Source organism: Microbulbifer agarilyticus (assembly GCF_001999945.1).
In the GTDB taxonomy this organism is placed as follows: Bacteria; Pseudomonadota; Gammaproteobacteria; order Pseudomonadales; family Cellvibrionaceae; genus Microbulbifer; species Microbulbifer agarilyticus_A.
Genome location: NZ_CP019650.1, coordinates 138,463 through 161,866 on the forward strand (window position 1 = coordinate 138,463; position 23,404 = coordinate 161,866).

The 23,404-nt window shown below is 55.4% G+C and carries 19 protein-coding genes; 10 read left to right on the forward strand and 9 right to left on the reverse strand.

What is annotated here, in order from left to right:
- Positions 1 to 31 precede the first annotated feature (31 nt).
- The 7 genes from Mag101_RS00560 (at position 32) to Mag101_RS00590 (ending at position 7,996) form a co-directional block, all read left to right on the forward strand.
- Positions 32 to 1,243, forward strand: a complete 1,212-nt coding sequence (locus tag Mag101_RS00560; RefSeq protein ID WP_077399316.1) for an outer membrane beta-barrel protein — start codon at positions 32 to 34, stop codon at positions 1,241 to 1,243.
- 11 nt (positions 1,244 to 1,254) lie between these two features.
- Complete coding sequence (locus Mag101_RS00565; RefSeq protein ID WP_077399319.1) at positions 1,255 to 1,818, forward strand: polysaccharide biosynthesis/export family protein; 564 nt, start codon at positions 1,255 to 1,257, stop codon at positions 1,816 to 1,818.
- An 8-nt stretch (positions 1,819 to 1,826) separates the two neighbouring features.
- Positions 1,827 to 4,010 (forward strand): GumC family protein, encoded by a 2,184-nt coding sequence (locus Mag101_RS00570; RefSeq protein ID WP_077399322.1) that lies wholly within the window; start codon positions 1,827 to 1,829, stop codon positions 4,008 to 4,010.
- Between the two features lie 195 nt (positions 4,011 to 4,205).
- Positions 4,206 to 4,940, forward strand: a complete 735-nt coding sequence (locus tag Mag101_RS00575; RefSeq protein WP_077399325.1) for a tyrosine-protein phosphatase — start codon at positions 4,206 to 4,208, stop codon at positions 4,938 to 4,940.
- A gap of 340 nt (positions 4,941 to 5,280) precedes the next feature.
- Positions 5,281 to 6,372, forward strand: coding sequence for a 4-hydroxyphenylpyruvate dioxygenase (gene hppD / locus Mag101_RS00580; protein WP_077399328.1), 1,092 nt, complete (start codon positions 5,281 to 5,283; stop codon positions 6,370 to 6,372).
- Positions 6,373 to 6,411: 39 nt separating this feature from the next.
- The gene (locus tag Mag101_RS00585) at positions 6,412 to 6,960 is read left to right on the forward strand and encodes a VOC family protein (protein ID WP_077399330.1); all 549 of its coding nucleotides are present in this window, start codon (positions 6,412 to 6,414) and stop codon (positions 6,958 to 6,960) included.
- A 28-nt stretch (positions 6,961 to 6,988) separates the two neighbouring features.
- The gene (locus tag Mag101_RS00590) at positions 6,989 to 7,996 is read left to right on the forward strand and encodes a fumarylacetoacetate hydrolase family protein (protein WP_077399333.1); all 1,008 of its coding nucleotides are present in this window, start codon (positions 6,989 to 6,991) and stop codon (positions 7,994 to 7,996) included.
- A 91-nt stretch (positions 7,997 to 8,087) separates the two neighbouring features.
- Here Mag101_RS00590 and Mag101_RS00595 read toward each other — a convergent pair whose 3' ends face one another.
- Both Mag101_RS00595 and Mag101_RS00600 read right to left on the reverse strand, forming a co-directional pair.
- Complete coding sequence (locus Mag101_RS00595; RefSeq protein ID WP_232325083.1) at positions 8,088 to 8,708, reverse strand: hypothetical protein; 621 nt, start codon at positions 8,706 to 8,708, stop codon at positions 8,088 to 8,090.
- A 54-nt stretch (positions 8,709 to 8,762) separates the two neighbouring features.
- Positions 8,763 to 9,422 (reverse strand): DsbA family oxidoreductase, encoded by a 660-nt coding sequence (locus Mag101_RS00600; protein WP_077399336.1) that lies wholly within the window; start codon positions 9,420 to 9,422, stop codon positions 8,763 to 8,765.
- Between the two features lie 185 nt (positions 9,423 to 9,607).
- Here Mag101_RS00600 and Mag101_RS00605 point away from each other — a divergent pair, with 185 nt between their 5' ends.
- Entirely contained in the window at positions 9,608 to 10,402 is a 795-nt protein-coding gene (locus Mag101_RS00605; protein WP_077399339.1) for an SDR family NAD(P)-dependent oxidoreductase, read from the forward strand.
- Between the two features lie 173 nt (positions 10,403 to 10,575).
- Positions 10,576 to 12,375, forward strand: coding sequence for a DUF885 domain-containing protein (locus tag Mag101_RS00610; protein ID WP_077399342.1), 1,800 nt, complete (start codon positions 10,576 to 10,578; stop codon positions 12,373 to 12,375).
- Here the strand turns inward: Mag101_RS00610 and Mag101_RS00615 are convergent.
- The 3 genes from Mag101_RS00615 to Mag101_RS00625 are packed head-to-tail and all read right to left on the reverse strand — an operon-like array spanning position 12,332 to position 17,322.
- On the reverse strand, positions 12,332 to 13,138 hold the full coding sequence (locus tag Mag101_RS00615) for a CLCA_X family protein (protein ID WP_010131278.1): 807 nt from the start codon (positions 13,136 to 13,138) through the stop codon (positions 12,332 to 12,334). The genes Mag101_RS00610 and Mag101_RS00615 overlap by 44 nt on opposite strands.
- A 12-nt stretch (positions 13,139 to 13,150) precedes the next feature.
- Positions 13,151 to 15,658 (reverse strand): ATP-dependent DNA helicase, encoded by a 2,508-nt coding sequence (locus tag Mag101_RS00620; protein ID WP_077407954.1) that lies wholly within the window; start codon positions 15,656 to 15,658, stop codon positions 13,151 to 13,153.
- Entirely contained in the window at positions 15,655 to 17,322 is a 1,668-nt protein-coding gene (locus Mag101_RS00625) for a VRR-NUC domain-containing protein (protein WP_077399345.1), read from the reverse strand. The genes Mag101_RS00620 and Mag101_RS00625 overlap by 4 nt, the downstream gene beginning before the upstream one ends.
- Positions 17,323 to 17,550: 228 nt before the next feature.
- On the opposite strand from Mag101_RS00625, the gene Mag101_RS00630 reads away from it, so the two are divergent.
- Positions 17,551 to 18,579: a zinc-binding dehydrogenase gene (locus tag Mag101_RS00630; RefSeq protein WP_077399348.1), complete on the forward strand. Its 1,029-nt coding sequence runs from the start codon at positions 17,551 to 17,553 to the stop codon at positions 18,577 to 18,579.
- 72 nt (positions 18,580 to 18,651) lie between these two features.
- On the opposite strand, the gene Mag101_RS00635 is transcribed toward Mag101_RS00630, so the two are convergent.
- The 4 genes from Mag101_RS00635 to Mag101_RS00645 are packed head-to-tail and all read right to left on the reverse strand — an operon-like array spanning position 18,652 to position 23,399.
- Entirely contained in the window at positions 18,652 to 20,490 is a 1,839-nt protein-coding gene (locus tag Mag101_RS00635) for an IlvD/Edd family dehydratase (protein WP_077399351.1), read from the reverse strand.
- Positions 20,491 to 20,505: 15 nt separating this feature from the next.
- Positions 20,506 to 20,685, reverse strand: coding sequence for a hypothetical protein (locus Mag101_RS17720; protein WP_157520065.1), 180 nt, complete (start codon positions 20,683 to 20,685; stop codon positions 20,506 to 20,508).
- Positions 20,686 to 20,727: 42 nt separating this feature from the next.
- Positions 20,728 to 22,164: an aldehyde dehydrogenase family protein gene (locus Mag101_RS00640; RefSeq protein ID WP_077399354.1), complete on the reverse strand. Its 1,437-nt coding sequence runs from the start codon at positions 22,162 to 22,164 to the stop codon at positions 20,728 to 20,730.
- Positions 22,165 to 22,205: 41 nt separating this feature from the next.
- Positions 22,206 to 23,399: a fumarylacetoacetate hydrolase family protein gene (locus Mag101_RS00645; protein ID WP_077399357.1), complete on the reverse strand. Its 1,194-nt coding sequence runs from the start codon at positions 23,397 to 23,399 to the stop codon at positions 22,206 to 22,208.
- Between the last annotated feature and the right edge of the window lie 5 nt (positions 23,400 to 23,404).

The following is a 23,404-nucleotide window of genomic DNA, read 5'->3' on the forward strand; positions in this document are numbered from 1 at the left end:
ATTTCACTTCCAAGGAAGGGCTCGGAATACAATGCAATCGTTACGCTTCGCCCAAATCGAGAAAAATTTATCGCGGCGGAAGATCTCTGGTGTGGCGGTATGTTTGCTCGGTTTCTGCGCACCTATTTTGACGCATGATGCGCATGGCATCACGGTGGCTCTGCCAGCGGGCATTGAGATGACCAGTAGCCTGCTCCTGGAGCGTGAATATGATGACAATGTATTCCTCACGGTAGATAACCCGCAAGATGACTGGATAACAAGAGTTTCACCCAAGGTACGATGGACTCGCGAGACTGATATCACCAGCCTCGAACTGGATGTGGTGAGTACGCACGGTGTATATCAGAGTGATACACGGCAGGAATATACAGACTACATCGCTGATCTGGGCTGGCAATGGCGTGCGGCATCTTTTCTGGGCGTGAGCGTATCTGCTGGTTATGTCGACGTAGCGCAGTCTTTGGGTCGTGCGCCGGATGCCGGTCTCGCGCCGATTTTGGTTGAAGCAGAGAGAGTAAGGCGGCCCAGTGCAGATATTGCCTTACAGCTCGGTCGGCAGAACGGATTATTGCAGACGCAGGTTACACATGGTTTCCAGGAGAGCGAATTTGAAGATTCATCGCGCGACTTTACGGATACCTATAACTTGTTGGATAGCGACTATGCGTTAACAGAGCAGTGGTCTGTTGGTGTGCAAGTCATCGATCGCGAGCTCGACTATGTCGAGGTCGATGACATCGTTTCGAGAGACAGTAAAGAGCGATCCATCATGGGTAGCATTACCTATGGACTGCCGAAAACCAGCATCCAAGTTCGCATGGGTGAGTTGCAGCGCTCTTTTGCCGCGGCCGAGCGTCCGGATTTTACCGGACCGCGCTGGGACATTACGGCGTCGTGGCGCCCACGCACTTACAGCACTCTGTCGATAACTGTTGGTCAAAACGCTCAGGAAGCAGCTGGTGTCGCCGATTTCGTCGATGTAGACAGCCGTGTGTTCTCTTGGTCACATCAGTGGTCGGGAAGTTTTAGCAGCGATATGTCCTTCAGTAAGTCTGAAGGTGAGTTTGTAGGAATAGAGCGTATGGATGTGGTTTCCCGATCACGGTTTTCTCTGCGTTATCAGCCGTTGGAGTGGCTTCAGGTACAAATGGGGCTGATTGATCTGAAAAATGAGACGGAGCAGGTTCCTGCGAGCCTGCAAAATACCCGGTATTTTGTTGGTATTGAGGCTCCACTTTGAAGGGCGGACCCATGAAGCATCGCACCACTTTTAAGTATCTATTCAGATCGTTACAAGCAACGATCGCTATTTTCCTTGGCCTTATACTCCAGGCCTCTCTGGTGTCAGCTGCTACACCCGAATATCGCATTGATGCAGGAGACAGCATTTCAATCCGTGTCTACGGTGAGAGCGACCTGAGTGTTGATGTGATGCTGGGGGAGTCGGGTGTTGTCAATTATCCGTTTTTAGGTGAGTTAAAAGTAAGCGGGCTTACCCCTGCGGAGCTTGAGAACGTGATTCTGCAAGGCCTGAAAGGGGACTACTTGATCAACCCGAGTGTGACTGTCTCGGTTACCGAGTATCGGCAGGTATTTATCTATGGCGAAGTCCAGGCGCCCGGTGGTTACAGTTATCAGCCCGGTCTAACCGTCGGCAAGGCGGCTGCGCTTGCCCAGGGTATGACGGAAAGAGGGTCTGAGAAAAGAATTTTTCTTACCCGCGAGGGTATGTCTGAAAATCAGAAAGTCCGGGCAGACATGTCGACAAAACTTCAGCCGGGTGATGTCATCACTATCGAACAGGGATTCTTTTAGATAGCTATATGGAGAAGTATACGAACAACTCGGAAGAAGGAGAGTCCTCACAGGTTGGTAATATTGACCTGGTCGCTCTGTTTTTTGCTGTATATGAGCGAAAATGGTTCATCATAGCCTTTGCTATCCTAATGACCGTAGTTGCTTACTTTTCGGTTCAGAATATTCGTGATCGCTATCAGGCAACGGCTACGCTGTTGCTCGGTGGCAATCAGGCTAATCTTGTGTCCATTCGGGATGTTTATGAGGCTGGTGCGCAGCGTCGAGAATTTCTGATGACGCAAGTGGAGATGTTACGTTCTCGTGGTATCGCTGAGCGAGTGGTGGATGACTTAGACCTAGTCAATCACGAAATTTTTAATCAAGCACCAAAGCCCTCTTTAAAATCTAACATTAAGTCTCTGATCGGGATTGAAACCTCTATCCAGAACGCTGATCCAGCGGAAAAAGCACGCATCCAGCGTGAGCGAATCATCAACATTATTGCGAAAAATATTAAAGTTTCGCCGGTTCGTAATACCAAGTTAATTAAGCTTTCCTATGAGAGCTACTCGCCATCGCTCGCGGCCGCAATTCCCAATGCAGTGGCACGAGCCTATATTGCAGAGCAACAGACGGTTCGCAGCGACGTCACTGAAAAAGCGACGAGCTGGTTGAGTGAGCGCCTTGAAAGTCTCCGTGACAGATTGGAACAATCCGAGCATGCATTGAATCAATTCCAGCAGCAAGCGGATCTCGTCGATCTGCAAGGGGTAAGAGGATTAGCCTCGCAAGAATTGAACGAGACGATGCAGCAATTGCTTGAAGCCAAGCGTGAGTTGAAAGACGTCAGGTTGTTGTATAACCAGGTGCGGCAGAAGGACGTGCCAGAAGAGACCTTTTTGAGCCAGCCTGAGGTACTGAATCACCCGCTAATTCAGGCAGCCAGTCAGTCAGTGACAAATGCTCAGCTAGGGGTCACAGAGTTGGCGCGTCGTTACGGCCCGAAACATCCGACCATGCTTGCAGCCCAAGATGAGCTGGAGAGTGCGCGTGCACAGGTAAGAACTGAAATTCGCAAGCTGGTTGCAAGTATCGAAGTGGATTATGAGCAGGCCTCGCAAAAAGTATACGCACTGGAGGCCGAACTCTCAGGTGCCAAATCGAGCTTGCAAAATGTTGCGCAAAAGGAAATCCGTTACGACGAACTGAAGCGCGAAGTAGAGGTTAACCGGCAGCTTTACAATACATTCCTAACACGATTTAAAGAGACCCGAGAGGTTTCTGACTATGAAACTGCAGCCGCTCGCGTGGCGGACCCTGCGGTAATTCCGCGTCGACCACTCGCATCGAAAAAGCAGCTGCTTATTCTATTTGCGCTTTTTGCCAGTGCGGGCCTTGGCGCAGGCATAGTAATTTTATTGGACTTATTAAAAAGCGGTATTCGCGATCCGCAGGATGTGGGCCGGAAAATTGGTCTGCCTCTTTTGGGGATGGTACCGGAGCTTTCCTTAAAGAAGGATGAGCGGCTCGATTTATACACGTACTTTGACTCCAGCCAGCCTCAGTTTTCTGAAGCTATTCGGTCTTTACGTACGGGTGTTGTTTTGTCGCGAATGGATGATAAAGCTGATGTAATTTGCGTTACCTCATCTGCACCATCAGAAGGCAAAACGACAATCTCGACCAATCTCTCCTTCTCTCTTGGTCAATTGGAAAAGGTGCTGCTCATTGATGCTGATATGCGGCGGCCCTCCGTAGGTCGAAGGTTTTCTGTCGCGCCGAGCCGTCCGGGTCTCGCGGATATTTTATCGGGTCGCTTTACCGTCAATGAATGCGTGGTGAAAGACGAAAGAAGCGGTATCGATATCATTCCTGCGGGAATTCGACCGGAAGATCCGCAGCGACTGCTTGGCTCCTCTCAGTTCCAAAAACTGATTAAGGAGCTCCGTGGAAAATATGACCGTATTATTATTGATACTCCACCGGTACAGGCCGTAAGTGATGTATTGGTTATCTCGAAAATAGTCTGTTCTGTGCTTTATGTGGTGCGGGCCGAAGACACGAGGATCGGTGTTATCCGTGCCGGTATCTCGCGTCTACTTAACCTTGGGGTTAAACCAGAAGGGGTGATCTTAAATAGCGTAGTTATGAAACGCCGCGGGGCCTATTCAGACCAATATTATGGGCATTATCCCGACTACGCACATTAGGTAGAGTCAGAGTTTTGGCTGCAGGGGCGCTATCCGACAGCGCACCTCGGTATCTCTCCTTGGCAATTCATCTTGGTAACTCTTCTCGGTAATTCGCCCTGGGTTCTGGTTCTGGTTCTGGTTCTTTTATAGGTGAGCAGTTACCTGACTATTGTTTTTACGATCTGCATGCATTAAATGCGGTAGTATTCTCGCATGATAGATCTTCATCACCATTTTCTGCCTGGCATAGATGACGGCCCTCGTACGTTCGAACACAGCATGCGTCTGGTTCGTGCCGCGGCAGCAAATGGCATCACTCATATGGTCGCAACGCCGCATATTCACCCTGGGCGTTACCCCAATACGGTGAACTCGATTGGCAATGCCTTTCGCCAGTTTCTCGACCAGCTCCCTACTGATGAAGATCTTGGCGTTAAATTCGCTCTGGCAGCAGAGATACGAGTATCAGAGGACCTGATCAATCTTGCCTCTTCTGGTCAGTTACCCGCGCTCGGTCACTGGGAAGGTGACCCCATCATCTTGTTAGAAATGCCGCATAGCCATATTCCTGCGGGTATTACGAATTTGGTCGGCTGGCTGGCTCGTCAAAATATCCGCGCTATGATCGCGCACCCGGAGCGGAACAAAGAGATTTTGCGCGATCTTGGTCGAATAAAGCCTCTCGTAGATGCGGGTTGTTTGTTTCAGGTTACTGCAGGTGCTCTGGTGGGGCAGTTTGGGGTGACGGCGCAGGTGCGCGCGAAGCAAATTCTCAAGCAAGGTTTGGTCACCGTATTGGCTACTGACGCGCACCATATAATTCGGCGCCCTCCAAATCTGGCGGAAGGCCGCAAAGTTGCTGAAGAGATTGTTGGCGAATCACTCGCCTGGCAGCTGGTCAGAGACAACCCGGAAAAAATTGTCCGTGAGCGGACTTTCCTGCCCTGAGTACACTTTGCAGTGTCCCTATTTGACTCCATCCAGCCCGGTATTCAGCTATTGTTCGCCAGAGCTTTACGGAAAATGACAGCTGTGTGCCCGGCAGGTAATTGATCTAACTTCATCCGTTGTATGGTCAATTCCACATTTAGACTAAAACCGCCCCGTTAGTCACTTATTTCTCCCCCAAACCCCCATTCTGGATCTATCAATAGATGGGCTGCGTCATCTACCTATTGACATTAGTTACACGCGTAACTAAATTCGTTGCACCTGAAACCAAGTGGACCCAGCGGCCACAAGCCGCATCCCTGGTCCTAATAACGAATCCTGAATAACGGAGGATCACATGGCCGATTTGTTTGAGAACCCCATGGGCCTGGATGGCTTTGAATTCGTCGAGTTCACAGCCCCTGAGAAAGGCATTCTGGAAACCGTGTTCGAGGCCATGGGCTTCACCAAGGTAGCCCGTCACCGCACCAAAGAGGTGGAGCTGTGGCGTCAGGGTGATATCAACTTTATTACCAACTATGAGCCGGGCAGCCACGCATACTACTATGCCCAAGAACATGGTCCATCTGCTTGTGGTCTGGCATTCCGCGTCAAAGACGCGACGCTTGCCTACAACGAAGCCCTGAAGAAGGGTGCCCAGCCGGTCAATATTGAAACCGGCCCCATGGAGCTGCGCCTGCCGGCGATCAAGGGCATCGGCGGTGCCACCCTGTACCTGATTGACCGCTATAAAGAAGGCGAGTCCATTTACGATATCGACTTCATTTGGCTCGAAGGTGTTGATCGTCATCCGGAAGGCTGCGGTTTCCACACCCTCGACCACCTGACCCACAACGTATACCGCGGCCGCATGGACTACTGGGCCAAGTACTACGAAGACCTATTCAACTTCCGTGAGATCCGCTACTTCGACATCAAGGGCGAATACACCGGTCTGCTATCCAAAGCCATGACCGCGCCGGACGGCAAGATCCGCATCCCCCTGAACGAAGAAGCCGCCGGTGGTGGTGGCCAGATCGAAGAGTTCCTGATGAAGTACAACGGCGAAGGCATCCAGCACATCGCCTTTGCCTGTGATGACCTTCTCGCTTGCTGGGACCGCCTCAAGGCCCAGGGCATGGAATTCATGACCGCGCCGCCGAATACCTACTACGACATGCTGGAAGAGCGCCTGCCGGGTCACGGTGAGCCTACCGAAGAGTTCAAGTCCCGCGGCATCCTGCTGGACGGTACCACCGAGGGCGGCCAGCCACGCCTGTTGCTGCAGATTTTCTCCGCCAACATGCTTGGCCCGGTGTTCTTCGAGTTTATCCAACGTAAAGAAGACGAAGGTTTCGGCGAGGGTAACTTCAAGGCCCTGTTCGAATCCATCGAGCGCGACCAGCTTGAGCGTGGTGTGATCGGTAACGAAGACAAGCCGGCGGCCTAAGCGCCCCGGTTCCACTCTGGATAACTTGGATAAATAGCTATGGCGATTCAACGAATCCACCACGTGGCCTATCGCTGTAAAGATGCCAAGGAGACCGTGGAGTTTTACCGCGATCTCCTGGGTATGGAATTCCAGCTCGCGATCGCCGAAGACAAGGTGCCCTCCACCGGGGCACCTGACCCTTACATGCACGTGTTCCTCGATGCAGGGCAGGGCAATGTACTGGCGTTTTTCGAACTGCCGAATTCTCCGGATATGGGCCGCGATAAAAATACCCCGCAATGGGTACAGCACATCGCGATGGAAGTGGAGAGCATGGACGAGCTGCTGTCGATGAAGCAGAAGCTCGAAGATGCCGGCATTGATGTGCTCGGCCCCACTGACCACACGATTTTTAAATCCATCTATTTCTTCGATCCAAACGGCCACCGCATCGAACTTGCTGCGAATACCGCCAAGCCCGGTATGCACAAGGAGTTAAAGCGTGTCGCCGAAGATATGCTGGAAGAGTGGTCGCAAACCAAGAAGGCACCGCGACACGCGGCCTGGATGCATGGTGAAGAAGAGTTCAAGGCTCTCGACCCCTAAATCAATCAATTATTAAGAGGACGGCACAGTGAAGTTAGCCAGCCTGAAAAGTGGCCGCGACGGCAAGCTCGTCGTAGTGAGCGATGATTTGACCCGCATGGCGGATGCCAGCGAAATCGCACCCACACTGCAAAGCGCCCTGGATGATTGGGCAACTGTTTCCACCCAGCTGGAAGCACTGCAAAGCAAACTGAACAGCGGTGAGGTCGCGGGCGAGGCCTTCGACCAGGCCATGTGTCATTCACCCCTGCCGCGCGCCTACCACTGGGCCGATGGCAGCGCCTATGTGAATCACGTAGAGCTGGTGCGCAAGGCGCGCAATGCAGAAATGCCGGACAGCTTCTGGACCGACCCACTGATGTACCAGGGCGGTTCCGATACTTTCCTCGCCCCCCGTGCGCCGGTAGTAATGCCGCAGAGCGAAGGCTTCGGCATCGACTTTGAAGCGGAGATTGCCGTCATCACCGACGACGTGCCCATGGGCGTTTCCCCCGAAGGTGCGCTCAAGCACATCAAGCTGGTGATGCTGGTAAATGACGTCTCCTTGCGTGGCCTGATCCCGAATGAACTGGGCAAAGGCTTTGGCTTCTACCAGTCCAAGCCGTCCAGTGCATTCTCCCCGGTGTGCGTAACCCCGGAACAGCTTGGCGATGCCTGGCAACAGGGCAAACTGCACCTGCCACTGGTATCCCATTTGAACGGCGGCAAGTTCGGTGAGCCGAACGCCGGTGTGGATATGACTTTCCACTTCGGTCAGTTAATCGCCCACGCGGCGAAGACTCGCCCGCTGGGCGCCGGCACCATCATCGGGTCCGGTACCGTATCCAACAAACTTGACGGCGGCCCCGGCAAGCCGGTGAAAGAGGGTGGTGTTGGTTACAGCTGTATTGCGGAAATTCGCATGATTGAAACCATCCAGGACGGCAAGCCCACCACGCCGTTTATGCAGTTCGGTGACAGCATCGCCATCGAGATGTTGGATGACAAAGGCCAGTCGATTTTTGGTCGTATTGAGCAGGTGGTAGAGCAGCAGTAAGCCGCTGTTCTTATACAAAAAGGCCACCCTTGGGTGGCCTTTTTTATGCGCAGACGTTTCTCAAGCTTGAAAGCAGCCAGAACCGGCCATCCTAATCTTGTGAACCCCAGGGAGCCGGTGGCGTAGCTACCGGTTTCTGCAAATCAAACTCCACGCGGAATTTGCGGCCGCTTGGACGGGTAAGCTCATAGGCAAATTTTTCCCCCGGGTGTATCTCCATCGCCCAGGTATTTTCAACCGATGCGGTTAATCCTTCTTTTTTGAACATCGCAATGGATTCTGCATCTACAGGAAATTCCTGGCGCGCTTCGGTACCGGCGGTTTCGCTATCACCGCCATACATGGTGACAGCATCGTCGCTGCCATCTTTATGCCGGTGATCGTGTTTCAGCCTCAACCCATTCTCGGTGCGTGTGAGTATCCAGGTACGGGAATGGTCATCACCAACATGGAAGGGAATCTTGATTTGCGTACCGGGTTGGTCACAGCCCCGCACATGCATGATCAGCTGCTTGCCTTCAAAAGGATCGGGCGTATCCGTTTTTGGCTCATTGGCGACAATCTTGCCGGCAAACGCCTTGCCGCAATAGGTAGAGATATTTTTCAGGAAAGTGTCGGCGGGAATTGTTGCGGTATTCTTTTGCTGGCAGCCTTGCAGCAGGCCGGTCAAGCCCACAAGGCATCCAGCGGTTACCATGGATAAGCGCATCATAGTTGCTCTCTATAGTTACTATCTACTTAGATCAAAATTGCGATACGACGGGTATCAAGCCGTATGTTTGTCATCAATTATGCGCTGCAGTTGCGCTTCGAAGGTTGTTACTTCCTGAGCGCCACTTAACGCGTATTGCGCATTAAACACAAATAGCGGCACACCGCGCACACCCTTGCTGGCGATTCCCTGTTCCAGCTGACGCACATCATTGGCATAGGTCTGCTGCGCCAGTACATCTCGTGCGGCGAAACTATTTAAACCTACACTTTCCGCTGCAGCAATCAATATATCGAATGCACTAACATCTCTTCGATGGCTGAAGAAGTCAGCAAAGAGCTGCAGGCTCAGGGCATGCTGCTTGCCCTCACTTACCGCCCAGTGCAATAACTGATGGGCATGGAAGGTGTTTACCATGCGCATTTCATCGAAGTAATCAAAGGGGAAGCCCACATCCGCACCCAGCTTGGTGAGGCGCTCGCGTGCGGCAATGCTTTCCTCGGGACTGGTACCGTATTTTTCAGCGATGTGTTCGCGCAGGTTTTGCCCCTCACTGGGCATATCCGGATTCAGCTCGAACGGTAACCAATTAATCGTGGGATCAATGGCCTGGTCAAAATTATCCAGGGCCTGCTGCAGTCGGTAGTACCCGATAACACACCAGGGGCAAACCACATCGGAAACGATGTCGATTCGCAGGGGAAGCTTCTGCATAACGATTTGTCTTGTGTTGTGGGTTGTGCATGGCGCCGAGGGCGATAAGCCCGCATTTGCCCAACTTGAATCTGCCCAAGAAATTGCGCGGGCGCGCATAGTGTAGTCCCGCGGGCATTGAACGGCACCTTTTTGATCCAAAACAAACCGAAACTACCATGGGGGAATTTATTGGGAGGTAAACCATGGACCTGCAATTAAACGGCCGCCTGGCATTTATCAGTGGTTCTACCAAGGGCATAGGGCGCGCTATTGCCGTTACCCTGCTACGGGAAGGTGCCCGGGTAATCGTCAACGGTCGCTCCGGCAGTGCGGATGCGGCGGCGGAACTCGCACAATTTGGGGAAGCGATTGGCATCGATGGTGACTTGGCGGACGCAGGTGATGCTGAAAGAGTTTGTGGCGAGATCGACAAGCATGGTGTGCTTGAAATTCTTGTGAACAATATGGGCATTTTTAACCCGAAACCCTTTGCGGAAATTTCCGATGAAGAGTGGCGCAACTTCCTCGATGTCAATGTGATGAGTACCGTGCGACTGTCGCGCTACTACTTCCCGAAGATGCTGGAGCAGGATTTCGGTCGTGTGATCAACATTTCCAGCGAGGCGGGTATGCGGGGCCTGGAGAGCATGGTGCACTACTCGGTTACTAAAGGGGCGCAAATTGTCATGGGGCGCGGGATGGCAAATTTGACCCGCGGTTGCGGCCGTAATATCACCGTCAATTCTGTACTGCCGGGCCCGACGCTTACCTCGGGCGTTGAAACCTGGCTCAAGGAGAGTGCGGAAGTGCAAGGCAAATCGGAAGAGGATTTTGTGCGTGACTTCTTTCAGGAGACCGAGCCGACATCACTGTTGCAGCGCTTTATCAATCCGGAAGAAATTGCCGCGGTGGTGGCTTTTGTCGCCTCACCGCTGAGTATCGCCATCAACGGCTCGAGCATCAAAGCGGAAGGCGGGTTGATCAAGAGTATTGCTTAATAAGGAACCCGTCTCGATGAATGGGTCAACTTGTATGGGGCGGCGTGACTAGACCAATGTGACTAGGCCAATGTGAATAGGCCAATGTGAATAGGCCAATGTGAATAGGACAACAAAGCGTCCGGTGGACATGGTATGTTTACGACCGACTAGGTACAGAACCGGAGAATCACATGTCGGTCATGTTTTCCCCCTCTCGCAGCCTGCCACGGTTATTGGTTGCGGTTGCACTTTTTATCTTCAGCGCCAGCGCTCTAGCTGACAACGCTGCTCAGCAGCTACAGCAAGTTATCGACGACCACTGGCAGTACTACCTTGAAGAGAACCCGACGGCGGCCAGCCGCATGGGTGACAAGCGCTATAACGACCGCTTACCCCGCGTCGCCGATGACGATCGTGCGCGTCGCTTGCAGGCAGAAAAAGCGTTTGTAGAGCGCCTGGAGAAGATTGACTCCGAGAAGCTGTCGCGGGATCAACAGGTCAACCGCGACCTGCTGCTGTGGGTGCTGAATAATTCCATCGATTCAAACGAACTCTATCTGGACCGCACCCCGATCAATACCTTCTACAGCTTCTGGAATACCGCCCTCAGCGCCAGTCGCGGCTTGAATATGCCGCAGGTATCGGACTACGAGGATTACATCAAACGTCTCGAGGATACCGGTCGCTTCTTTGATGAAAGTATTGCGAATATGCGCGCGGGCATCAAAGACGGTTTCGTGTTGCCGAAAATCGTGATTGAGGGCATTGCACCGACGGTACGTGCCCAGGTCTACCAGGATCCGACCAAGAGTAGTCTTTACGAGCCATTCAAAAAGTTTCCCGAGAGCTTTTCAGACAAAGACAAACAGCGCCTGCAGGAGCAGGGCAAGCAGGCCATTCTTGAATACGCCATGCCTGCGTTTGATCGCGTGGCTACCTTTCTCGAAGGCGATTACCTGAACGCGGCCAGCGACAGCCTCGGTGCCGAGCAGTTGCCCGGCGGCAAAGACTACTACCGCCATGCTATTCGCACCTATGTGACCCTGGATATGGACCCGGATGCCATCCACAAGATTGGACTGGCGGAAGTGAAGCGTATCCGTGGAGAAATGAATCAGCTGATTGAAGACAGCGGATTTGACGGCAGCTTTGAGGAGTTCACCGAGTTCCTGCGTACCGATCCCCAATTCTATGCGGAAACACCGCAGGAGCTACTAAAGGAAGCCGCGTACATCGCCAAGAACATCGATTACCGCCTGCCGGAATTCTTCGGCAAGTTGCCGCGCCTGCCCTACGGCGTGGTACCGGTGCCCGATGAAATCGCCCCCAATTACACCACCGCGTCCTACAATCCCGCAGCGATCGGCGGCACCCGCGGCGGCGCCTACTGGCTGAATACCTATGCACTGGACCAGCGCCCGCTCTACGAACTGGTCGCACTGACCCTGCACGAAGCAGTACCAGGGCACCACCTACAGGGCGCGCTGTCACTGGAATTGGAAGACGTCCCCGCATTCCGCAAGAACCTGTACTTGAGCGCCTTTGGCGAGGGCTGGGCACTGTATACCGAGCGACTGGGTGAAGAGATGGGGGTATACGATACCCCTTACCAGAGTTTCGGGCGCCTGAGTTATGAAATGTGGCGCGCCGCGCGTCTGGTGATCGACACCGGTATCCACTCCCAGGGCTGGAGCCGTCAGCAGGCTCTGGACTTCCTCGCCGACAATACCTCCTTATCTGAAGGCAATGTGCGCGCGGAAGTAGACCGCTACATTTCCTGGCCGGGACAGGCACTGTCTTACAAGATGGGTGAGATCAAGATTCGCGAGTTGCGTGAAAAAGCCGAACGGGAATTGGGCGATCAATTTGATCTGCGCGCATTCCACGATGCGCTGCTTGCCAACGGCGCGGTGCCCATGGAGATGCTGGAAGCGCAGATGAACCAGTTTATTGCTGACCAGCGCGCCGCAAGCTCGCGCCCAGCACAGTGAAGTAATCCGTGAAGGCAAGATTGATCCGCGTGCGCTGCGCGTCCTGTGGATACAGCCCCAATCTTGCCTCTTCCGTTGCTTTGGTGCCGGCCACCAGGAAATTGTTGGAGATGGTCGCGTCCTGCACAAAGGCTTCGAAGGCTCGCGCGCACATCTCTGCTGGTGACGCGTAGTAGACGCAGCCATTCGCTTTGTCCGCCGCTTTTGATGCGCGGAACATGTCACTGGGGTGCTCCCCACTCTCATCCAGCATAATCGCGCGGAAACAGGCAAATAGCCGGTCATTGATGGGATGGGGCACCGGTGTGGCTTCGCGCAGCCAGGCTTCCGAGGCGAACATGTTTCCCGGTGCATCGCTAAACGCTTTGCCGGCGAGGTAGTGGTCCAGCGCGTGGAACCACTCGTGGGCAATGGAGCCGGGGCCGGCGTTTTTTGCCAGGGCAAAGGTACGGGTTCCGGGTTCATAGTGGGCACAAATACCCGGGCGGCCGCCGGTACCGTACTGGAAGGCGAGGGTGCCGCGCAAGGAGATGAGCAATTCCGGCCCCTGCAGAATAGTCATCAGGTCTTCCAGCGCGCCGTAAAACAATCCCGCCGCGCGGGTTTTTTCCGCCTCGGTGACCCAGCGCCCAATAGCGATGGAGCGGAAGTCGAAGCGTTTACGCACATCGTTAAAGCCCACAGTTTCCTGTGCACCCGATTGGGGGCTGAGGTGTGGGTTGAGATGCGGGCTGCGTCGGTAAAACTTGCGATCTAAAACCATGCGTGCAGAAAATTATTCGTTCCAGAACCTTGCCAGTGCGTCGGACAGCGCCTGACCGTTGCGGCAGCTGTGTGGTTGCCAGTGTTGTGGGTAAAGGGCCCGATAAAATGGGTCGGCGAAGCGGTAGTCTGCCAGAATCACCACGCCGCGGTCGCTCTCTGTGCGTATTACCCGCCCGGCGGTTTGCAATACCCGGGTGAGTCCGGGGTAGCGATAGGCGATATCGAAGCCATTTTGCCCTTGCTGCTCCCAGGTTGCTCGCAACAGTTCCTGCTCTTCATTGACCTGCGGCAGTCCGGTGCCGACCACAATGGTACCGATCAGCTGTTCGCCCACATAGTCGATCCCCTCGCCAAAGATCCCCCCCATGATGGCAAACCCCAGAGTGCGGTTACCCGACTGAAACTGCTGCAGGAATTCTGCGCGCTGTTGGTCGGAGCTGCCCGATTCCTGTAGCAGCAGCGGGACCTCCGGGTAGGTACTGGTAAAGCGCTCGGCCACCTGCTGGAGGAAGCGATAGGAGGGGAAGAACACCAGGTAGTTACCCGGGCGGCTTTGATAGGTGCGCGCGATCAGCTCCACCAGGTGCTCGCCGGCACGGTCCCGTGCACGGTAGCGGGTATCCACGTATGGGCACAGGAAAAGTCCCAGCTGCTCGCTGCGAAATGGTGAGGGCAGGGCGAGGTAAGGCGCATCTTGTTGCCAGCCGAGCTGCTGGTAGATGTAGCCGGGTGGGCGGAGGGTGGCGGAAAACCCGATGACAGCATGGAAGGCTTGGTATGCCTGCTGTAAATACATGGCGGCATTCAGGCAAAGTAATTCGACTTCCTGCTCCCGCCAGCGACTGTCGGGGTTGGTGGCGCTTTGGGCGCGGGTAACACAGCGATGCTGTTCCGCCACCAACTGCTCGATTACCTGATAGCGAAACAGCGACCGCAGCCAGTCATTGATGTCCTCTGGGGGTAGCTGGCCTTGCTCCCACAATTGGTTCACAACCAGCAGCACTTTTTGCACCGCGGCACTGATCTTTTGCGGTGTGCCGTCCGCCAGTGAAGTTATCCACAACTCGCGATTGTTTGCTTCCTCGGTGGGAAAATTTGCCGCTGTGGATATCTCGGCAGTGTTCTCTGCCGGACATCCCGCACTGCCGCGCTGCTCCTCTACCCATTTGTCCAGTGCTCTGACCAGCGACTGGATAGCACGGTGCAGGTTCGGGTGGGAGCCTTTACTGGCGGCTGCGGCGCGGCGGCTGTCGCTGCGCTTGAGGATTGCGCTGAACATGCCACGGGCGCGATCTCCCAGATTGTGGGCTTCATCGATTAACAGTGCGCGTTGCCGGCTCGTATCCCGCAATCGATGTATTTGTACCAGCGGGTCGAACACGTAATTGAAATCGCATACCACCAAATCCACCCACGGGCGCATCTGCAGTGACAGTTCGAACGGACACAGCTGCAGGCGGTCCGCTTCTTCGGCAATGACTTCTGGGGTCAGCAACGGCTTGCCCAGGAGGTTGATACGGGCTTCCGGCAGGCGGTCGAAGAAGTCGCGGGTGCGTGGGCAAATGCCGGCGTCGTCGCGGCTGCACAGGCCCAGGCTGCACGCACAGGTTTTGTCCCGCGCCTGAATCTCCAGCATCGACAGTGTTAGTCCACGATCATGTAAGCGTGTGGCCGTTTCTCGCACTACCTGACGGCCAGAATTTTTTGCAGTCAGGTAGACCAGCTGATCGAGCGGGGTCTCTCCCATCGCCTTGATGGCAGGGAACAGCGTGCTGATGGTCTTGCCGATACCGGTGGGTGCCTCCACCACCAGCTCGCCACCGTCGCGCAGGCAGCGGTAGGCGGCCACAGCCAGTTCGCGCTGGCCGGCGCGGTAGTCTGGAAAAGGAAATGCCAGTGCGCGAGCCGACGCGCGCACGGCATGCCGGTGCGCCTGCCAGCGCCGATGCCATTCTATGTAGGTGGTGAGCGCTTCGCGGGTAAAGGCCTCAAGTTCTCCCCAGCGGAACTCGCGGGATTCGGGGTAGGTTTTCTTGTCCTTGAGGTTGTGCCAGAGCATTTTCAGGGCCACCGGTGTATCTGCCGTGAACTGGTGCTGCAGACCGTAGCAGAAGCCGTAGATTTTCAGCTGTGCCCAGTGCAGGGCGCGTGCGGATTCCCCGAGCACTTCCGGTGGTACATAGGTGGTTTTGATCTCGTCGAGTTGGACTGGGGTATGCAGGTCCACCTGGGGGTGCAGTATGTCAACGCGTCCATTGAGCGCCACTGCCTGACCGTCCTGCTCCAGTTCTACCTGCAGGCGATATTCCGCCTCGCTGCCTTTCGGGCGTTTGCGTTGCAGGCGCTGGTGCGCGCGGATGCCTTCCGCGGCTGTAGGCCCGCCGTGCCTGTGCTCGCTAATCAGGTCGCCACTGCGACAGGCAAACTCCACCAGTTCCCCTACCGAGAGTCGCAGAACATCTTCCGTTTTGGAGCGGCACTCAGCGCTGTCTAGAGGCGCGTTCGCGGTGCCAGTCACAAAGTGCCCCACTCAACATGCAATACCTGGTGCGGTATCCGGTGCTGGGCGAAATAAGCCAGCCAGCGCTGCTGGTTCTGCTGCAGGCGGTCTCCCGGCCCTTTGATTTCTACCAACTCATAGCCGCCGCCAGTGGGGAACAGAATCAGGTCCGGAAAGCCGCTGCGGTGATGGGCAATGTCATTCAGCAGCCGGCGAAACAGTGCCAGCCAGTGCCCGGTGGGAATCTGTGACAGTGCCAGTTCCAGCAGTGGCTCTGAAAGTCCGTCCCAGTGCACCAGCGGGTTGGCGATGCCGCGCTTCTCGCGATAGTGGTGCCATACCCATTTACCGAGCCCGGTTTCCTGCAGTTCCCCCAGCCTCTGGGTGAATGCCGCCTGCCGCTGTGGATAAAAATCTGCGCTGCGAAAATCGCTCGGCGCAACCTGAAACGGATTGAAGAAAGCACCGGGAATTGGCGCGAACACGATATCCCATATGGCCAGGCCCAATACGCCGTTGATCAGGGTGTTTTCCACATAAAAGCATTGATTGCCGGCAGCGGTGTCAGCGAGATATTGTGCAGCCCGGACTTCCACCCGCTCATCGGTTTGTACGAGGGTGACAGTATGCGTCGGTGCCCGATAACGCTTTGGTGCAGGCCAGTTGTCGCAGTGTGGGGTTTTCTTGGCGGTGCGGTGGCCGAAGCTCGCAGCGAATTCGCGCTCCTGCGCATTCTCCGGCTGCCCGAGTATCTGTGCACAGACAGCCAGGGCTGCGTCGGTATCCCCTTGAGTGGCGGCGATACGGGCGCGGCGCTCGCGCGCCGGCGGGCGCTGGCATTGGTGGTACAGTGTATTGGCCGCTTCCAATGCCTGCAGTCGCTCCAGTTGGCGCGCCAGTGCCAGGCGCAGGCGATCCAGTCGCCGTTGCAGCGTGGTATCACCTTGCGCATTTTCTGGCAGTTCGGCGGCGAGGGTGGTGATGGCTTGCGCATCTTCGCTGAGTACCTGCTCGGCTTGTGCAAGACACGCGTAATAGTGCAGGTAGCGCTCGACCTGGGAGCGGCTTTTAAATGGCAGTTGCGACTGCTCCAACGGATAATTTTCGTAGCGGAATAGTCCAAGGTCCCGCAGTACGTAATCAGTAAGGTCCTGATTCAGGTTACCGAAGAACAATAGCTTGAAGGTTTCGAAGTGTGCCGCCGCCTGTACCGCGAGCAGAGGTTCATCAAGGGTGAGCCGCGCGCGAAGAGCGTCGTGGTCCTGCGCGAGGAGTGCCTGCTCCAGTGCCGGGCGCTTGAGTGTCTTGGGTAGCGGTTCGGCACTGCTGGCAAGCAGTTCGGTTTTGGTGAACAGCGGCAGAATTTCTGTCAGGTCCGGTGCAGGGTTGCGCAGGAACAGGCCGGTCGTCACCAGGGTCTCCGCCGCTTGCGGCAGGTTGTTAATTTCCTGGTACGCCAGTTTGGATTGCCGAAAGAGTGCGCCAAAGGAAGAGGGCACGCCCTTGCGTGACAGCAGGCGTACATAGAGTCGCTGGCTGTCGGTATCGAGTGCACAGAAGCACTGGTGGAAACTCCGCTCTTCGTCAGACAGTAGCGCGTCGTAGCGCGTTACCACAAATTCCACAAGGGCGTGGAAATTGCTTAGGTAATAGTCTGGTGCCAGTTCGACAGGCTCGGCCATGGGAGTTTACTAGGGAAATCAATTTTGGTTGAAGGGTATGGGCGCCATCCGGGGCCTGTATGGTTATACAGCATGTCTGGAAGTGGGACAAACTTCACATCGACCGGCGAGCCATGCAAGGTTCACTGGCACTTGACCCCGGAATATCGTTACTCTCATATGCCGATCCAGGGACGCTTTGGCACTGGTTGCGCGTAGGATCTGGAAAATAAAACTAAGGAATTAAAAATGGAGCAAACCCGGCACGTATGGCGTACACACAAGGCCGGTGCGATCAGTAATCTACGGCTGCTAGAAGAGCCACTTTCGTCCCTTGCTAGTGGCCAGGTACGCGTGGCGGTGAAATCCGTCGGGCTTAATTTCGCGGATATTTTTGCACTGACCGGTTTGTACTCCGCGACACCGGAAGGGAGTTTTATTCCCGGGCTGGAATTTGCCGGGGTGGTGAGTGAAGTAGCCGCAGATACGCCAACGGATCTAAAGGTGGGCGACCGTGTGTACGGTTGTACCCGTTTTGGTGGCTATGCCTCCGTTATCGACGTACCCGTGCAGCATTGCCGCAAGATTCCCGACGCCTGGAGTTTTGCCGAGGGTGCTGCCTTTCCCGCCCAGAGCCTTACCGCTTACTATGCGCTGACCAATCTCGCGGCGGTAAAGCCGGGGCAACAGGTGTTGATTCAAAGTGCGGCGGGTGGTGTCGGCCTGCAAGCGATGCGTATGGCTGAGCAAATGGGCGCCATTCCCATTGGTACTGTGAGTTCGGAAAAGAAACGTGACTTTCTCGCCGCGCAGGGTTTTTCTGATGTGATTGTCCGCGGCGAACATTTTGCCGATCAGTTAAAACTGCAACTGGGCGGGCAGCCACTGCATGCCATTCTCGATGGGATTGGCGGCAAGCTCCAGCAGCAGTGTTTCGCGGCGCTTGCGCCGACCGGGCGTCTGGTAGTATTTGGTGCGGCGGAGTTTACTCCGGGTGATAAACCCAACTGGCTGAAAGCGGCCTGGTTGTACCTGAAGCGTCCGCGCTACGATGTGATGGATATGATCAGCACCAACAAATCCGTGCTGGCCTTTAACCTGATCTGGTTATGGCAGGAACAGGCATTGTTTGATGAATTGTTGAGTGGCTGCGCGAACCTGAATTTGCCCGCGCCCCACGTTGGTCATGAATACGACTTTGCGCGAGCCCACGATGCCATCGAGTGCCTGCGCAGCGGCAATTCCATTGGCAAGGTAGTGCTCAACATCCCCAGCTAAGTTTTGCGGTTATAGGCTTTCGCTGCATGGCGTCGCCTGCGTTACTTCCCACACCTGCGTTACGGCCCACGCCTAGTGGGAGTGGCGCCCTACAGGATGCTCGTCGAGAATCCGCACGTATTCCTCTTCGGTTTCCAGCACTGCGCCCGTATCCAGTTGGCTGACCGAATTGCGATAGATTTCCTGCCACGGGGTTTGGTTCACCAGTGGCTGCACCTGCAGTGCATTCCGGCGCTCCGCCAGCTCCGCGTCCGAGACCAGTACATCCACCCGGTGGTTGGCGATATCTACACGAATCCGGTCGCCGGTTTTCAGCAGTGCGATGCCGCCGCCAGCGGCTGCTTCCGGTGCAATATGCAAAATAGACGGGCTGCCGGAGGTGCCACTCTGGCGGCCATCACCCAGTGTCGGCAGGCAGGTGATGCCCTGCTTAACCAATCGCTTGGGCGGCAACATATTGACCACTTCGGCGGAACCCGGGTAGCCGATCGGGCCGACGTTTCGGATTGCGAGTATGCACTGCTCGTCGATATCCAGGGTGGGGTCATCGATGCGGGCTCGGTAGTCTTCCGGGCCGTCGAATACGATGGCGCGTGCGGTAAAGCACTGGGGGTGATCCGGGTGCGACAGGTATTTCTCGCGAAAAGCGTCGGTGATCACCGATTTCTTCATTAATCCGGAGTCGAAGAAGTTGCCGCGCATAATCGCGAAACCGGCTTTTTCCATCAGTGGTTTTTCGGTGGGGAAAATCACATCGCGGTTGCGAACCTGGAAGCCTTCACAGTTGTGTGCGATGGACTGGCCGGTGACGGTATTCTGGCTGCCATCAATCAGGTCATCGGCAATTAACTGTTGGAGCAGTGCCGGTACACCACCGGCGCGGTAGAACTCCTCGCCAAGGTATTTACCGGCGGGCATACAGTTCACCAGCAATGGAATATCTTCGCCATACTGCTGCCAGTCGTCCATGCTCAGCTCCACACCCTTGAGAGTGCGCGCCAGCGCCAGCAAGTGCACCAGTGCATTGGTAGAACCGCCGAGCGCACTGCACGCGACCACCGCATTGATAAACGACTGACGGGTGAGAATGTCTGACGGTTTCAGGTCCTCGAATGCCATCTCTACGATGCGGCGACCGGTGTGGTAGCCCATCTGTGAACGCTCTTTATAGGGTGCGGGAATGGCTGCACAACCGGGCAGAGACATACCCAGTACTTCCGCCAGGGAATTCATGGAAAGCGCGGTGCCCATGGTGTTGCAGTGGCCAACACTGGGTACGGATTCTGCGGATGCATCCATAAAGCCCGCGTAATCCAACTCACCCTTGGCCAGGCGCTCACGGTTTTGCCAGATCGCGGTACCGGAGCCAACACGCTCTTCGTGTTCCTGTTTTTTGGAATCCGCATCCCCTTCACAGCTTACTGGCTTCCACCCGTTCAGCATGGGGCCACCGGAATACACGATCGCAGGAAGGTCCAGTTGCAGGGCGGCCATCAGGGTGGCCGGGGTGGTCTTGTCACAGCCAGTGGTGAGCACTACCGCATCGATAGGATAACCGTGCAGGGTTTCGATCAACCCAAGTGTCGCCAGGTTGCGATCGAGCGCCGCCGTCGGCCGGCGGCCCTGCTCAAAGATCGGGTGCACCGGAAATTCCATGGGAATACCGCCGGCATCGCGGATACCGTCCTTTACGCGCTGTGCGAGATCCTTGTGGTGCCGATTACATGGGGTCAGGTCACTACCGGTCTGGGCAATACCGATGATGGGTTTCCCCGATTGCAGCTCTTCCCGGGTCAAGCCGAAGTTAAAATAGCGCTCCAGGTACAGTGCCGTGTGGTCGGCGTGTGCCTTGTCATCAAACCAGCGGGCACTGCGAAACGGACGGACGGATTTTTTGGTGGAATCGCTCATAGTTGGATCGGCTTGTTAGTTATTGCTGAGCACAAAGCGGCGTTCAAATTCATCCGGGTAGCGCACGCTGTTATTGGCCACCGGTGGGGTGGCCGGGCGTGTCGAACCTGACAAATTCCGACGCGGGTTAGCTTGCCTTGTTAATAAGACGTTTTTCGTGTCGTTTACTGAACCGGCCGGAATTTGCATTTTCATATTGGCTATCTCCGTTGGCGATAAACGCCGCTCGCAGCCCTGTTACGCAAGGGTGTAAGCGGTTTTTACAGTGGTGTAAAACTCACGCGCATAGCTACCCTGTTCGCGGGCGCCATAACTGGAACCTTTGCGACCGCCGAATGGTACATGGTAATCCACGCCGGCAGTGGGCACGTTCACCATAACCATACCCGCTTGTGAGTGACGCTTGAAGTGCGTCGAGTTTTTCAATGACTGGGTAACGATACCCGCGGAGAGGCCAAACTCGGTGTCATTAGCCAGTTCCAGTGCATGCTCATAGTCGCGTGCCTTGATCACGGTAGCCACAGGGCCAAACACTTCTTCGCGGTTAATGCGCATGTCTGAAGTGGTGTCCACGAACAGGGCCGGCTGCTGGAAGAATCCCTCGGTTTCCAGTTGCAGTTGTTCGCCGCCGAAAATCAGTTTTGCACCTTCTTCCTTGGCGATTTCCACATAGTTCAGGTTTTGCTGCAGCTGGCGCTCATCAACGACCGGGCCGATATGGGTGGCGGCATCGAGTGGGTTGCCGACTTTCAGGGTCTTCAGGCGGTCCACCATGGCTTCAACAAAATGGTCGTGGATACCTTCGGTTACGATTAGGCGGCTGGAAGCGGTACAACGCTGGCCGGTCGAGAAGAAGGCGCCGTTGATCGCGCACTCCACTGCGGTATTCAGGTCCGCATCGTCCAGTACCACGAGCGGGTTTTTGCCGCCCATTTCCAGCTGTACTTTTGCCATGCGGCCAACCGCGGCCGCGGCAATATTGCGACCGGTGGCAACGGAACCGGTAAAGCTGATGCCGTCTACCTGGGTGTTGTTGACGATAACATCGCCAACCACACGACCGGGTCCCATCACCAGGTTGAATACGCCACTGGGTACACCGGCTTCAACGATGATTTCTGCCAGTGCATGGGCAGAACCCGGCACCAGTTCGGCGGGCTTGAATACCACGCAGTTGCCATAAGCCAGCGCTGGGGCAATTTTCCACGCGGGGATCGCGATCGGGAAGTTCCAGGGAGTGATCATGCCAATCACGCCCAGTGGCTCGCGAGTGACACTGGCGTCGAGGCCGGGGCGCACGGACGGCTGCAATTCACCGCGCATTTGCAGTACTTCACCGGAGAAGTATTTGAAGATCTGGCCAGCGCGGCCCACTTCACCAACAGCTTCCGGCAGTGATTTGCCTTCTTCACGGGCCAGCAGCTCACCCAACTCCTGTTTGCGATCGAGAATTGCCTGGCCGATACGGTCGAGCAGTTCGCTGCGCTGCTGAATACCCACCTGAGACCAGGCCGGGAAAGCAGCGCGTGCTGCGTCGACTGCGGCTTTGGTTTGCTCTGCGTCTGCGGTCGCGTATTCCGCAATGATGTCACTGGTATCGGCTGGGTTGACGTTGCGTGTGGTGCTGACGCCTTCGACCCATTCGCCGGCGATGTAATTCTTTTTGATGGTCATGATGAGGTCCTGAGATTTTCGTTTGATTCAGCGCGAGCGGATTACAGCAATCCGCGTTCGCTTAAATTTTTAATCAGTGCAGAAATACCGAATTCCCACTGCGGTGCCCGATTGGTATGAGTGACGGTGTTTACCAGCGCGCCCAGTTTAGGTGTGGCAATGGTCACTGCATCGCCGAGCTTGTGGGTAAAACCCTGGCCGGGATGATCGCGATCCTGTGTCGGTGCGAAGAGGGTACCGGTAAACAGGGCGATACCGTCCGGGTACTGGTGATTTTCGTTAAAGGTCTGGCCCACCAGATCCAGTACGTCGCGGCTGATGGCAGTCATGGGGCTGACTTCATTCAATTCGAACCCATCTTCGCCGCGAATATTCAATTGAACGTCTGCCTTGCGCACATCTTCAATGGAGAAGGTGTTGTCAAACAGGCGCACCAGTGGACCAATGGCGCAGGAGGCATTGTTGTCCTTGGCTTTACCCAGCAGCAGTGCGCTGCGCCCTTCGATATCTCGCAAGTTAACGTCATTGCCAAGCGTGGCGCCAACGACCTGTGCCTGGTTGTTTACCAGCAGTACGATTTCCGGCTCCGGATTGTTCCACTCGGAAAATGGCAATATGCCCACATCGTCGCCGCTGCCCACGCTGGAAAGCACTTGTGCCTTGGTGAACACTTCGGCATAGGGGCCGATTCCCACTTCCAAATACTGCGACCAGAGATCTTCTTTTTGCAGTACGGCTTTTAATGCTTCTGCATCTTTGGAGCCGGGTTTGATATCGGAAATGCTGCCTTCAATGACAGAGGAAAGTTGTGTACGAATTTGTGCAGCACGCGCGCTGTCACCGCCGGCCCGCTCTTCGATAATCCGTTCCAGCATGCTGCACATGAATGTCACGCCACAGGCTTTAACCGCCTGCAGATCTACCGGTGCGAGCAAATGCGGCAGTGCCGGGTCACGGGATTCGCTATGGCTGTTTTCCAGCAAATCTTCGGTGCTGCATAGGTAGCGGATTTTATCGGTATCAATATTGCTGCGATTAAAGCCCGCATTAATCAGTGTGGAAAACGTGGGCGCGATCTGGCTGAGGTCGAAAACGCCATCCTCCGCCACCAGGATTGGACTGGGGCCGGCAACGTTATTTTGGCTGCGTGCGGCGGGGATCCAGGCCCGGCCAACCAGTGTGCCGGCGGTGCCATCGGCCGGAAGGATATCTTCCGCGAGAATGCGCTTTTGCATAGTTA